Annotated in this window: 12 protein-coding genes; 8 read left to right on the forward strand and 4 right to left on the reverse strand. The window is 74.6% G+C overall.

Annotated features, from left to right (window positions below):
- Genes BIU94_RS10820 through BIU94_RS10830 form a run of 3 tightly spaced genes read left to right on the forward strand, consistent with a single transcriptional unit; the run spans position 1 to position 3,509 of the window.
- Complete coding sequence (locus tag BIU94_RS10820; protein ID WP_071259299.1) at positions 1-207, forward strand: hypothetical protein; 207 nt, start codon at positions 1-3, stop codon at positions 205-207.
- Positions 208-254: 47 nt separating this feature from the next.
- Complete coding sequence (locus tag BIU94_RS10825) at positions 255-1,940, forward strand: bifunctional 3'-5' exonuclease/DNA polymerase (protein WP_071259307.1); 1,686 nt, start codon at positions 255-257, stop codon at positions 1,938-1,940.
- Between the two features lie 45 nt (positions 1,941-1,985).
- Entirely contained in the window at positions 1,986-3,509 is a 1,524-nt protein-coding gene (locus BIU94_RS10830) for a glycosyltransferase family 39 protein (RefSeq protein ID WP_071259342.1), read from the forward strand.
- A gap of 78 nt (positions 3,510-3,587) precedes the next feature.
- Here the strand turns inward: BIU94_RS10830 and BIU94_RS10835 are convergent, their stop codons facing one another.
- Positions 3,588-4,571 carry a CU044_5270 family protein gene (locus BIU94_RS10835; RefSeq protein WP_071259347.1) on the reverse strand — a complete coding sequence of 328 codons (984 nt, stop codon included), beginning with the start codon at positions 4,569-4,571 and terminating at the stop codon, positions 3,588-3,590.
- Positions 4,568-5,149, reverse strand: a complete 582-nt coding sequence (locus BIU94_RS10840) for an RNA polymerase sigma factor (RefSeq protein WP_175472079.1) — start codon at positions 5,147-5,149, stop codon at positions 4,568-4,570. Before BIU94_RS10840 ends, BIU94_RS10835 begins: the two co-directional genes overlap by 4 nt.
- A gap of 185 nt (positions 5,150-5,334) precedes the next feature.
- On the opposite strand from BIU94_RS10840, the gene BIU94_RS10845 reads away from it, so the two are divergent.
- The 5 genes from BIU94_RS10845 (at position 5,335) to BIU94_RS10865 (ending at position 11,527) form a co-directional block, all read left to right on the forward strand.
- A complete protein-coding gene (locus BIU94_RS10845) occupies positions 5,335-6,153 on the forward strand; it encodes a phosphatase PAP2 family protein (RefSeq protein WP_071259351.1) in 819 nt (272 codons plus the stop codon).
- Positions 6,154-6,228: 75 nt separating this feature from the next.
- Positions 6,229-7,797: a serine/threonine-protein kinase gene (locus BIU94_RS10850; protein WP_071259355.1), complete on the forward strand. Its 1,569-nt coding sequence runs from the start codon at positions 6,229-6,231 to the stop codon at positions 7,795-7,797.
- Between the two features lie 46 nt (positions 7,798-7,843).
- On the forward strand, positions 7,844-10,978 hold the full coding sequence (locus BIU94_RS10855) for a GH92 family glycosyl hydrolase (protein ID WP_254784802.1): 3,135 nt from the start codon (positions 7,844-7,846) through the stop codon (positions 10,976-10,978).
- Between the two features lie 34 nt (positions 10,979-11,012).
- Positions 11,013-11,249, forward strand: coding sequence for a hypothetical protein (locus BIU94_RS10860; RefSeq protein WP_071259359.1), 237 nt, complete (start codon positions 11,013-11,015; stop codon positions 11,247-11,249).
- A 59-nt stretch (positions 11,250-11,308) separates the two neighbouring features.
- Entirely contained in the window at positions 11,309-11,527 is a 219-nt protein-coding gene (locus BIU94_RS10865) for a hypothetical protein (RefSeq protein ID WP_139196380.1), read from the forward strand.
- A gap of 87 nt (positions 11,528-11,614) precedes the next feature.
- Here BIU94_RS10865 and BIU94_RS10870 read toward each other — a convergent pair whose 3' ends face one another.
- Together BIU94_RS10870 and BIU94_RS10875 are read right to left on the reverse strand one after the other, a co-directional pair.
- Positions 11,615-12,184 carry a GNAT family N-acetyltransferase gene (locus BIU94_RS10870; RefSeq protein WP_071260345.1) on the reverse strand — a complete coding sequence of 190 codons (570 nt, stop codon included), beginning with the start codon at positions 12,182-12,184 and terminating at the stop codon, positions 11,615-11,617.
- A gap of 51 nt (positions 12,185-12,235) precedes the next feature.
- Entirely contained in the window at positions 12,236-13,174 is a 939-nt protein-coding gene (locus tag BIU94_RS10875; protein WP_111041614.1) for an aldo/keto reductase family oxidoreductase, read from the reverse strand.
- Between the last annotated feature and the right edge of the window lie 51 nt (positions 13,175-13,225).

Consider the following 13,225-nt stretch of genomic DNA (forward strand, 5'->3'; position numbering starts at 1 on the left):
ATGACGAAGCCCGACCACGACCACCTCGACGACGGCGTCGACATGACCTTCGAGGAACGTCGACAGGACACCTTCCGCCGGATGTCCGGGTCCGACGCGCACGACGCCGACCCCCGTGTCGAGGTCTCCCACGCGCCGGACGGCGACGTCCGGATCGACATCGCCGACACCGCGGCCGTCCGGCCGGGGCCGCCGCAGGAGGACTGACCCCGCCGCCGTCGGACGGTGACGGTGGGACACGGCATGATCGTTCCGTGCACCTCGTCCTGCGCCGTGTCGACGGCGGCGTCTCCGCGACGCCCCTGACCGACGCCGGGGCGCCGGACGGCGAACCGACCCGGTTCGCCGAACCGGACCTGCCGGCGTTCGTCGCTGCGCACGACGGGCCGGCCGTGCGCTGGGTCTGGGACGACACGGCGCGGTGGTACCCGGCCGTGCTCGCGGCCGGTGGGCGGGTCGGGCGTTGCGTCGACCTGCGGCTGGGCCGCCGGGTCCTCCGTGCCGCGCTCGCCGCCCGGGGGTCCGCCCTCGCCGCGGCACCCGCCGACGCCCTCGACGCACCGCCGACCGAGCCCCGGGCGACCCGGCCGACGCAGGCCCAGCTGTTCGACGACGCCCTGTTCGCCGTGTCCGTCGCCGACGACGCCGTGGACCCGGTGGCCGAGTTCCGGGCGCAGACCGAGGCGATCGCCGGGTCGACGGCGCCGGGCGCCCTGCGGCTGCTCGTCACCGCGGAGTCCGCCGGGGCGCTCGTCGCGGCGGAGATGCTGCACGCCGGGCTGCCGTGGCGGGCGGACGTGCACGAACGCCTGCTCGAGGACGCCCTCGGCCCCCGCGTGCCCTACGGCGTGCGGCCCCGCCGGCTCGAGGAGATCGCCGCCGTGGTGCGCGAGCGGCTCGACGACCCCGCGCTCAACCCGGACTCGCCGGCCGACGTGCTCCGTGCCCTCCGCCGGGCCGGGCTCATGGTGACGAGCACCCGGAAGTGGGAGCTGCAGGAGATCGAGCACCCGGTCATCGAGCCGCTGCTCGAGTACAAGCGCCTCGTGCGGCTGCTCACCGCCAACGGCTGGACGTGGCTCGACGAGTGGGTCCGCGACGGCCGGTTCCACCCGAAGTACGTCGTCGGCGGCGTCGTCACCGGGCGGTGGGCGGCCGACGGCGGGGGAGCGATGCAGCTGCCGAAGGGCATCCGCGCCGCGGTCGTGGCGGACGACGGCTGGCAGCTCGTCGTCGCCGACGCCGCGCAGCTCGAGCCGCGGGTGCTCGCGGCGATGGCGGGGGACCGGGCGATGGCGTCCGCCGGCGACGGCCGCGACCTGTACGACGGCGTGGTCGCCTCCGGCGCGGTCGAGACCCGGCAGCAGGCCAAGGGCGCGATGCTCGGCGCGATGTACGGCGCGACCCAGGGCGAGGGCGGGCGGCTCGTGCCGCGGCTCGAACGGGCGTTCCCGGCCGCCCTCGGACTCGTGTCCCGAGCGGCCCGGGCGGGCGAGCGCGGCGAACCGGTGACGACCCTGCTCGGTCGGACCTCGCCCGTGCCGGACGACGCCTGGTTCGCGGCGCGCAACCAGGCGTACACGGTGGACGGCACCCCGGCGATGCAGCGGGCCGTGGAGTCCCGGGCGCGCAGCTGGGGCCGGTTCACCCGCAACTTCGTGGTGCAGGGGACCGCGGCCGAGTGGGCGCTCGCCTGGATGGGGTCGCTGCGGTCCCGGCTCGCCGCACGGTTCCCGGGTCCGGTGACGGACGGTCCGCACCTGGTGTTCTTCGTGCACGACGAGATCGTGGTGCACACGCCGCAGGAGCACGCCGAGTGGGTCGCGACACAGGTCCGCGCCGCCGCGGTCGACGCCGGACGGCTGCTGTTCGGCGACTTCCCGGTGACGTTCCCGCTCTCGGTGGCGGTGGTCGGCGCCTACTCGGACGCGAAGGACTGACCCGGCCGTCCGGGGCACGGTCCCGCGGCCCCTACGCTGTTCTGCGTGCTCGGCGACCTCAGACGATCGAACCGGAGGACGGCCCGGCTCGCCGTCGCAGGCGGCGCGACCCTGTTCGGGACGCTCGTGAGCGTCATCGCGCTCACCCACCGGACGATCTGGCTGGACGAGACGGCGACGATCGCCGCCTCGACCCGGTCCTGGCACGCGTTCGGCGAGCTCGTGGGCGAGATCGACCTCGTGCACGCGGCGTACTACGTGCTGATGCACTGCTGGTTCGACCTCGTCGGGTACAGCCCGTTCGCCCTGCGGTTCCCCTCCGCGCTCGCGATCGGCGTCGCCACCGGGCTGCTCGTGCTCCTCGCCGAGCGCCTGACCTCGCTCACCACCGCGACGGTCGCGGCGGTCGTGCTGCCGTTCGTGCCCGTCGTGGCCGCCGCCGGCACCCTCGGACGGTCACCGGCCTTCGAGCTGCTGCTCGCCGTCGCCGCGACGCTGCTGCTCGTCCGGGCGCTCGACGCCGCCGACGCCCGGCGCCACCCCGCCGTGGTCGTCGCGTGGTGGGTCGCGTACGCCCTGGTCGCGTACCTGTCCGTGCTCGTGTTCCTCTGGGCGGCCCTCGTGGTCGCCTGCCACGCCCTCAGCGTCCTGCTGCGGTTCCTGGCCGCCCCGCGGGTGCGCTGGGTCGGCCTCGTGGGCGCCGCGGCGGCCGTTGTCGCGGCGGCGCTGGCGGCGGTCCCGTTCGCGCGGGCCGCCGTGGGCCAGGCGGCGCAGATCGACTGGCTGCGGCCGCCGTCGCTGCGCGGGGCCGTCGAGAGCGCGTGGCGGTTGCAGTTCTTCGACTTCAGCCTCGTCGAGACGAACCGGTCGTTCGTCACCGCGGTCGCGGTGGTCGCCTGGCTGCTCGTCGCCGTCGGCGTGGTCGCCGCGCTCCGCCGCCGGTCCGACGCGCTGGTCGTGCTGCTGCCCTGGCTGGTCCTGCCGACGGTCGCGCTGCTCGCGGCGTCCCGCTTCGTCACCCCGGTCTACGTCGGGCGCTACCTGACGTTCTCGGCGCCGGCCCTGGCGGTCCTCGTCGCCGCGGGCGTCGTCGCGCTGCTGCCGTTCGCGCGGGGCATCGTGAGCGGCGTCCTGCTGCTGGCCTTCCTCGTGCCGGCCGGTCAGGTCTGGTGGAGCATCCGGACCGCGCCGCCGAAGACCACCGACCTGGCGAGCGCCGCCCGGCAGCTCACCGAGGCCCGCCGTGGTGAGGCCGAGCCGGCCGGGTTGGTCCTCGGCAAGATGCGGCGGCCGGCCGACCAGCTGACGACGGCGTACCCGGCGGCCACGGACGGACTCCGCGACCTCTGGACGAAGACGAGCGCCGCCGACCAGGGCTACTTCTTCGCCCGGCTGCACGGTGCCGTGAACTCCGCGGCGGACACCGAGGGGCTGCGGACCGTCTGGTACGTCGGCGACGACCCGGGCGAGGGCGAGAAGGTCGCCGCGGTGCTCCGCGGCGAGGGGTTCACCGCCCACGAACCGCTCGGCTTCGGCGGTTCGAACGTCATCGTCGAGTACACCCGGTAGACCAGCTCCGAGCGACGACGACGACGACGGCGACGGTGCTCGGAGCGCCGCCGCCGTCGGGCCGGGTCGTCGTCCCGGTCAGGGAGCGCTGTCCACGACGGTCGAGGAGACCGCGGTGGAGTCGATCACCGTGCCCGCCGGGAGCGTCCCGGTGGCGGCGCCGGTCAGGGTGCGCGTGCCGATGAAGTCGCCGGTGTCCGGGTCGATGACGACCTCGCTGTGCTCGCCGTCGCGGTTCGGCTCCGCGCGGCCGATGCCGATGCCGCGGCGGCCGTCGAGGGTCACGGCGTCGTGGGTGACGGCCGTGCCGGGGATCCGGGCGAGCACCCGGTACATGGCGCTGCGCAGGTCGGCGGGCACCATCCCGGTGGACAGGTCGTCGGTGATGAGGACGGTCATCGCCTCCTCGTGGCTCGCAGACCCCGTCGCGTGCTCGGACACCCACCGGTACAGGGCGTCCGGGTCCCGCGGCATCGATGCCAGTTCCGCCGGGGTCCACGGGGTGTCGTAGAAGGCACCGTCGGCCGCTCGGATGGTCCCGGTCGGCCAGCCGGCCGGCTCGGCGTCCCACGCCGCCTCGGCCGCCGCCGCCTCGCTCGCCGGGAAGAACGCGACGGGGTCCTCCGACGTCCGCACGAGGGTCCAGTCGGCCCCCGGGTCCCCGGGGCGGTAGACCGTCAGGGAGTACGGCACGAGGGCCGAGTACCGCTGTGTGAGGAACGCCTGGCTCTGCTCGGCGATCCGGACCTCGAGGAACTGGTCGGGGCCGACGACCGGGTCGCTCGTCCGGACGGTCTCGTCGGCTGCGTGCCGCAGGACCTCGGCGGCGCTCGCGGCCTGCGGCTCGGTGCCGACGAGCGGGACGGAGTCGGTCGCGCCGGTGACGTTCCCGGCCACCAGGACGGTCGCGAGCGCGGTGACCGCGGCGACCGAGCCGACGGCACCGAACGTCCAGCGGGTGCGCCTGCGGCGCCGGTCGACGGTCTCGGCGAGCACGGCTCGGCGGACGGGGGCGAACGCGGCGTCGAACTCGACGCCCTCGGGCGGGGGTGCGGTGATCACGAGGTGGACTCCATCTCCTGTGCGGCGCGGCTCACACGGAGCCGGGCGCGGGTTCGTTGGATGCGCTTCCGCGCGTTGCTGGTGCTGAGGCCGAGCACGGCTGCGGCCTCGTCGTAGGACCGGTCCTGCAGCAGGCAGAGCTCGCAGAGCTCCCGGTCGGGGGAGTCGAGCGCGGCGATCTCGTCGCGGACCCACCGCAGCTGCTGGACGGCCTCGGCGTGGGCGACCTGGCGGTACCAGGCCTCGCTCGCGCCGGTCGTCTCGTCGACCTCGTCGAACCCGACCGCGCGGCGTCGCCGGTTCGTGTTCATCGCGACGTACCGCGCGCTCGTCAGCAGCCACGGCAGGGCGGACGACCCGACGATGCGGACGTCCTTCCGCCGGCGCCAGGCGACGAGGAACGTCTCCTGCACGATGTCGTCGACGTCCGAGCGCTCGTCGGCGAGCCCCCACGCGTAGCGGAACACCGCCCGCGAGTGGCGGTCGAGCAGCGTGGTGTACGCCGCCGCGTCACCGCGTGCGATCGCCGCGATGAGTTCCCCGTCCGGGATGACGCCCGGCCCCCTTGGTGTGTTCACGATTGCCTCCGATCATGGAGTGTCGAAGGCGACGCGTCTGTGACAGACCCGCAGGAACCGGACTCAGCCGAGCTGGGCGGGTCGGAGCGGGGCGCGGCCCGCGTCAGCGCGTTCCTCGACGAGTGCGGACGGGCGGACGGGACCGGGCGCTGACCCTCCCAGCCCGGCGCGAGCAGGCTGGTCCGATGCACACCGAACGGGGCGAGGCCGCCGACCGCACGCTCGGACAGGTCGACCTGACCCGCTGGCGCACCCGCGCCGGCCGTGCGGTGGCTCGCGGGTGGACGGCGCTCGGGCAGCGGTACGGCGCGATGCCGCTCCTGCTGCTGACCCTGGCCGTCGGGCTCGCCGTGGCGGTCGTCGCGACCTGGCTCGCCTCGGCGGTGTTCGACGCCGTCCGCGAGGCCGACGACGTCGCCGTGCTCGACCGCCCGGTGCTCGACTGGGCGATCTCGCTGCGGTCGCCCGCTGCCGACCGTCTCGTGACGTGGTGGACCGACGTGGCCGGCACGATCGGCATGCCCGTCGTCGCGGTCGGGTTCCTGGTCGGCTTCACGATCCAGCGCCGGGCGTGGACGCCGGTGGTCCTGCTCGTCGCGGCGAGCGGCGGGTCGCTCCTCATGACGATCGCGGGCAAGGACCTCATCGGCCGGGCCCGTCCGCCGCTCAGCGACGCGGTGCCGCCCTACGAGCACTCGCCGTCGTTCCCGTCCGGGCACACGCTGAACGCCACCGTGATCGTGGGCACCATCGTCTACCTGCTGCTCCTGCGGGAGTCGCGGGCGGTCACGCGGGTGTGGACCATCGTCGCCGGCACCCTGTTCGTGCTGTCGGTCGGGGCCTCGCGGGTGTTCCTCGGGCACCACTGGCTCACCGACGTGCTCGCGGCCTGGGCGCTCGGGCTCGCCTGGTTGTCACTGGTCGTCACGGCGCACCGGTTGTACCTGACCGCGCTCCGCCACGGTGCCGAACCCGCACCGGACCCGGCCGCGCGCGCGGGGTGAGCAGGAGCACCACGCCGGGCACGCACACGCCGGCACCGGGCCACCCCGTCAGGAGTTGCCGGTAGGTTGCCGGGCATGGAAGAACGGGTCTTCGGCGGCAGGTACCGCGTCACGGGCACGCTCGGACACGGTGGCATGGCCACGGTGTACCGCGCGGTCGACGAGCAGCTCGGTCGCGAGGTCGCCGTCAAGGTGTTCCGGATCGGACCGGTCGACCACGGTGAACGCGCCCGTGCCGAGGCCGAGATCCAGACCCTCGCGACGCTCCGCAGCCCCGCCCTCGTCACCCTCTACGACGCGGCACTCGACGACGCCGACGGCGACTCGTACCTCGTCATGGAGCTCGTGCCGGGCAGCGACCTCGCCACCCGGCTGCGCGAGGGCCCGCTCGACCCGACGACCGCCGCCCGCGTCGGCGCCCAGGTGGCGGACGGGCTGAGCGCCGTGCACGCCCAGGGCATCGTGCACCGCGACGTGAAGCCCGCCAACGTGCTGCTCGAGCGCGACGGCAGCCACGTCAAGCTCGCCGACTTCGGCATCGCCCTGCTCCGCGACGCCTCGCGCGTGACCGGCACCGGCACCGTGATGGGGACCGCCGCCTACCTGGCTCCGGAGCAGGTCACGGCGCAGGAGATCACCGGCAAGGCCGACGTCTACGCGCTCGGTCTCGTGCTGCTCGAGTGCCTGACCGGGGAGCGGCCGTTCCCGGGCAGCGCGATCGAGTCCGCCACCGCGCGCCTCACCCGCAGCCCCGCCATCGACCAGCACCTGCCGACCGCCTGGCGCACGCTCCTGCACGTGATGACCGCGCAGGACCCGGCCGTCCGGCCCTCGGCAGCAGAGGCAGCCGAGCGGCTCCGGGCCCTCGGCCGCGACGACCCCGGCACGGCCACCCAGCTCCTGCCCGCCGCCCCGGGTGCGCTCACCGCCGCGGGCGCCGGCGCCGCAGCCGCAGCCGCGACCGCGGCGTTCCCGACCGCCGACGCGGACGCCGCGACGCGCGCGATGCCGACGAGCCGCGCCGCCGCTGCGGACGACGCGACGCGGGTCCTCGACCAGCACCCGAACGCCTCGGACGACGTCGCGACCACGGTGATGGGGGCGCAGTCGGGGCGCAGTCCGTCCGGCGGTGGCGGGGCGACCGTGCCGCCGCCGACCGCTCCGGCGCCGGGCGCCACGGAGGACCCCCGCGAGCGTCGGCGCAGGGGGCCGGTCATCACCGCGATCGTCGTGGTCGTCCTGGTGCTCGTCGGCATCGCGGTCGCGGTCGTCGCGCTGAACGGCGACGACGACACCGCCCCCGCACCGACCGGGTCCTCCTCGCCCTCCACGCCGACGGACGAGCAGCCGAGCGAGCAGCCGAGCGACGAGCCGAGCGAGGAGCAGCAGCCCAGCCAGCCGGTCGAGCAGCAGCCCTCCGAGCCGGCGGAGCAGCCCTCCCAGCCCCAGCAGCCGAGCGAGGAGCCGAGCGAACCGGCGGCCCCGAGCCAGGCGCCGGTCGGACCGGAGCCGAGTGCCCCGGCCTCCAACCCGGTGCAGACGCCCCAGGACGGCACGGGCGCCGCCGACCAGGCCCCGGTGGACGCCCCGGGCGCCGCCGACGCCGCGCCGGGTCAGGACACGGCCGCTCCGGGCAGGGGCTGACACGCCGACGGTTTCCTCCACACGCTGGAGCAAATACGCTGGGTCCGTGCGAGAACTGCAACGGAGCGGTGGGCCCACGACGGCCCTCGCAGCGCGGAACGGTGTCGGCTTCGGCTCGGTCGAGGGGTGGCTGGTCGAACGGCCGTCCGGAGCGGGCGCGGTCAGCGCCGTCGTGCCAGGGTCCGCCGGGCACACCGTGGCGGCCGGCGAGGAGCTCTCGTGGGTGTGGTTCCCGGAACGGACCCTGCCCGACGGCGCCACCGAACCCACCGAGGCGGACCTGCCGCACTTCTGGGACGCCACGGCCTTCGCCGTCGACGTCGTCTTCACCGACGGCACCCGGCTCAGCGAGCACGACGTCGGCCACGACCAGCACGGCGACGCCGTGACACCGGCGGCGCAGGACGCCGCCCGCAAGGCGTGGGTCGACCAGTGGAACCGTCGCGCGGTCGACCTCACGCCGTTCGCGGGCCGGGTCGTGGACCGTCTGGAGGCCCGGCTCGGCTCCGACGCGGCCGCCGCGGACGACGACGGCGTACGCCCGGCGCTGCGGGGCTGGCTCGACGAGGTCGTCGTCGGCCCGGCGCGCCCGACGCCGACCACGCCGCTCGACCACGTCCGCACGACCCGTGGCACGCAGGCGTCCTCGCGGTTCTCCCGCGGGAACAACGCGCCGCTCGTCGGGTTGCCGCACGGCGGGGTCTTCGGACTGCCGATGACCGACGCGTCGAGCAACCGGTGGCCGTACGCGTACCAGGAGCACTCGCGCACCGACGACGCGGGCCGGGTCCGCCCGGCGATCCAGGCGTTCGCGACGAGCCACATCCCGTCGCCGTGGATGGCGGACCGCGGTGTGTTCCAGGTGATGCCCTCGCCGCTCGACACCCCGGACGTCGACCGGGCCGCCCGCGCGCTCGGCTTCGACCACGACGACGAACACGACGGCCCGCACCGGTACCGGGTCGCGCTCGACCAGGGCGTCACCGCCGAGGTGACCGCGGGGGAGTTCGCCCTCGGGTTCCGCTTCACCGGCACGCGCAGCGTCGTCCTCGACCACCACGGCCGGGTGTCCGACGTGTCCGTGACCGTCACCGACGGCACGGCCGTGGTCGAGGCGCTGCTCGACGACCGCCCGGGCACGCCGCCGCACCACGTGCACGTCCGGGTCGCCGGCGTGACCGCGGACCACACCATCGTCGGCGAGCACGAACTGCGCGGCTGGCTGTCGGTCGCCGGGGACGTCGACGTCCTGCTCGGCATCTCCACGGTCTCGATCGAGGACGCCCGCGCGAACCTCGACGCCGCCGGCACCGTCGACGCGATGCGCGCGCACGCCGTGCAGGCGTGGACCGAGGTGCTCGGCACCATGTCGTTCGAGGGCGCGATGCCCGACCAGCTGACGTCGCTGTACTCCGGGCTCTACCGGGTGTTCCTCTACCCGAACCGCGCCGGCGAGACCGCGCTGACGGGCACGCCACGGCACCGCTCGCCGTACGGGGCGGTGCTGGCGGAACCGATCCGCGACGAACCCGGCCCCGAGGTCGTCGAGGGGCCGTTCACCACGACGCACGGCTTCTGGGACACCTACCGCACCGCGTGGCCGCTGCTGGCCCTCCTCACGCCGGAGACCGCCGGGGAACTCGCCCAGGGCTTCGTCGAGCACCACCACGACGGCGGGTGGACGCCCCGGTGGAGCGCACCGGGCGCCGAGGACTGCATGACCGGCACCACGGCCGACACCGTCTTCGCCGACCTGGCCGTCAAGGGCGTCACCGGGTTCGACCTGGCCGAGGCGTACCGGAGCGCGGTGCGGAACGCGACCGTCCCGCCGCGCGACGAGCGTGTCGGGCGCAAGGGGAGCCTCCCGGGCGCCTTCCGCGGCCACGTCGACACCCGGACGTCCGAGGGGATGTCCTGGACCCTGGACGCCGCCATCAACGACTGGGGCCTCGCCGTCATGGCGGGCCTGCTCGCGTCGCGCGCGGAGACGCCGGCCGACCTGTCCCGGTACGAGGCCGAGGCCGAGTGGTTCGCCCGACGGTCCCTGCAGTACCGGAACGTGTTCGACGCCGAGCGGGGCTTCTTCATCGGCCGCGACCCCGACGGCTCGTGGCGCGTCGGCACCGACTTCGACCCGCGCGACTGGGGCGACGACTACACCGAGACGAACGCGTGGGGCACGGCCTTCACCGCCCCGCACGACGGTGCCGGCGTCGTCGACCTGCACGGCGGCCCGGAGCGGTTCGACCGGACCCTCGACCGCTTCTTCGCGACGCCGGAGACGGGTGCGTCGGTGTTCTCCGGCTCCTACGGGTTCCCGATCCACGAGATGACCGAGGCCCGCGACGTCCGGATGGGCATGCTCGGGCTGTCGAACCAGCCCGCGCACCACATCCCGTTCTTCCCGATGTTCACCGGGCGCCACGACGACGCCCACCGGGTCGTGCGGGAGTGCCTCGAGCGGCTGTTCGTCGGCTCCGACCTCGGCCAGGGCTACCCCGGCGACGAGGACAACGGCGAGATGAGCGCCTGGTACGTCTTCGCGACCGTCGGTCTGTACCCGCTGGCGCCGTCGACGGGCACCTACGTGCTCGTGCCCCCGTCGGTCCGCCGGACGGTGCTGCGGCAGCCGGGAGGAACCGAGACCGTCATCGAGGTCGCCGCCGGTTCCACGGGTGCGTACGTCGCGTCGGTGACGGTCGACGGTGCGCCGTGGACGTCGATCAGCATCCCGCACCAGGTGGTCGTCGCGGCGTCGCACATCGTCTTCACGCTGTCCGACACCCCGCAGGGCTGGGCGGCGGACACGCGTCCGGTGTCGGCGTCCGAGGTGCACGGGTACCGGGACACCCCGGTCGACGTGCTGCCCGTCGGCGCGTCACCCCTGACCGACGACGAGGGACGGACCGTGACCGTGCTGCCGGCCGGGGCGTCGGTGGCGTTCGACGTCGCGTGCCCGGCCGCAGCGCTGTACACGGTGACCGTCGCGGAGCCCGGCTCGTACTCGTGGCAGGTCGGCCTCGGCGACCGCACCACGGCGGTCGCCGGCGCGGAGTTCGCGTGGGCGGGTCAGAGCCGCGTGTTCCGGGTCACGGGCGGCGGCTCGACGTTCTCGTTCACCGCCGGCACCGACGTGCCCCTCACCCAGCTCGAGCTCGTCGCGGCGGACGGACAGCGTTGACCCGGCGTTCACCGACGGGGAGCATGCTCGGCCCATGTCGATGAGCGCACCGTTCGATCCCGAACAGCAGGGCACGTCCACCCCGGTGGACGGCAGTGACGAGACCGAGGTCGAGGTGGAGGCGGACCGCGGGGCGGACGTCGGCCCCGACTCCGCCGACCCGAGCGTCTCGCCCGCGGACCACCACGACGAGGACGAGGCCGGCGGCGGCCCGGTGTTCCGGCGCCCCGAGGCCGGCGACCGCCTGCACCCGGAGGACCTCGCCGACTGACCGGCGCTGCGGAGGCGACACCGAGCCGCCGCCAATGTACGACCGGCATGCTCGTCGGCATGTCGATTGCGAACTCGTTCGATCCGTCCGGTGGCCGCGCGATCCCGGAGCGCCAGGCGCGCCAGGACGGGCTGGAGCTCGACGAGGACCCGGCCGACATCGGGATCTCGTTCGACGTGGTGGGCGGCGCCTCCGCCGACCCGACGGCCGTGTCGCCCGTGGACGTCCGCGTGCCGGAGCCGCGGTCCCCGGACGCGCAGTCCGACTCCGACGACTAGCGCCGCCGTCCGCCCGGTTCGGGCCTGGTTCGGGAACGGTTTGCACAACCAAAATGTCCCCGCGCCGCGCAGGTTCGCGGTTCCGGATCACTTCGGTTGTGCGCCGCCGCCTGCCTCCCCGCCGGGCGCTGCGCCGGGGGCGGACCCGGGGACACGGTACTTGAAGCCGACGTGCGACCCGGTGAACCCGAGCCGCTCGTAGAACCGGTGCGCGTCGGTGCGCGCCGCGTCCGAGGTGAGCTGCACGAGCGGCGTGTCGAGCGCCGGCGCGGCCACGTCGGTGACCCACCGCATCACCGCCGTGCCGATGCCGCCGGAGCGGACCGTGCTGCTGACCCGGACGGCCTCGACGAGCAGGCGGCGTGCACCGCGCCGGGCCATGCCGGGGATCCGGGTGAGCTGGAGGGTGCCGACGAGCCGCCCGGTCTCGTCCTCGACGACGAGCAGGGCGTTCGCCGGGTCGTCGACGACCGAGCGGAGCGCGGCGGCGTACCTCGGTCGGTCCCCCGGCGCGGCGACGTCCCCACGTGCGGCGCTGACCGGGTCGTCGGCGAGGAGCGCCACGAGGGCGTCGAGGTCGTCGTCGACGGCGTTCCGCAGGGTGACGGTCCCGGATCGGGCGGTCAGGAGGACGGGCAGGGCGAGGTCGTCGAGCACGACCCCACCCTGCCCCATCCGCTCACGCGACGGGGCGCTCGCCGCGGGTCATCAGGGGACGAGGTGCCCCGCGGCCGAGGTGATCCGGTACCACTCCTCGCGCGACAGGCGGACGTCCGAACCGGCCGCCGAGTCCCGCACGCGCTGCGGGTTCGTCGTGCCGAGCACGACCTGGAACTGCGCCGGGTGCCGGGTGATCCAGGCGACCGCGATGCCGGTGGGGGTGACCCCGTGCGCGGCGGCGACCTCCTCGAGCACGTCGTTCAGCTCGGCGTACTGCTCCCGGTCGCCGAGGAAGACGCCGTCGAAGAAGCCCTTCTGGAACGGCGACCAGGCCTGCAGGGTGACGTCGTGCAGCCGCGAGTCGTTGAGGATGTCGTTGTCGCGGTCGATCGACTGGTCGACGGCCGCCATGTTCGCCGCGAGGCCCTGGGTGATCACGTTGGCGTGCGTGATGCTCAGCTGCACCTGGTTGAACGCGAGGGGCTGCCGCACGGAACGGCGGAGCAGCTCGACCTGGCCGGGGGTGTGGTTCGAGACGCCGAAGTGGTGCACCTTGCCGGCGGCGTGCAGCTCGTCGAAGGCCTTCGCCACCTCGTCCGGTTCGACCAGGGCGTCGGGACGGTGCAGCAGCAGGACGTCGACGTACTCGGTCTGCAGCGCGGCGAGGGACTCCTCGACCGACTCGAGGATGTGCTCGTACGAGAAGTCGAAGTAGGCGCCGTTCGCCGTCGGCCGGATGCCGACCTTCGTCTGCAGGACGATCTCGCTGCGCTCGGCCGGGGTCAGCGTGACCGCGGAGCCGAAGCGCTCCTCGCAGCCGTGCCACCCGCCGTAGACCGCGGCGTGGTCGAACATGGTCACGCCTGCGTCACGCGAGGCGGCGTAGAGCGCGCGGATGTCCTCGTCGCTCATGTCGTTGATCCGCATCAGTCCGACGACGACGTCGGAGGCGGTGAGGTCCGTCTGTGGCAACTCCAGTGTCTTCACGACACCGATCCTGCCATCGACGCGGTGGGGCAGGCAGGCCCTGCCCGTACC

The organism is Curtobacterium sp. MMLR14_006 (assembly GCF_001864985.1).
In the GTDB taxonomy this organism is placed as follows: domain Bacteria; phylum Actinomycetota; class Actinomycetes; order Actinomycetales; family Microbacteriaceae; genus Curtobacterium.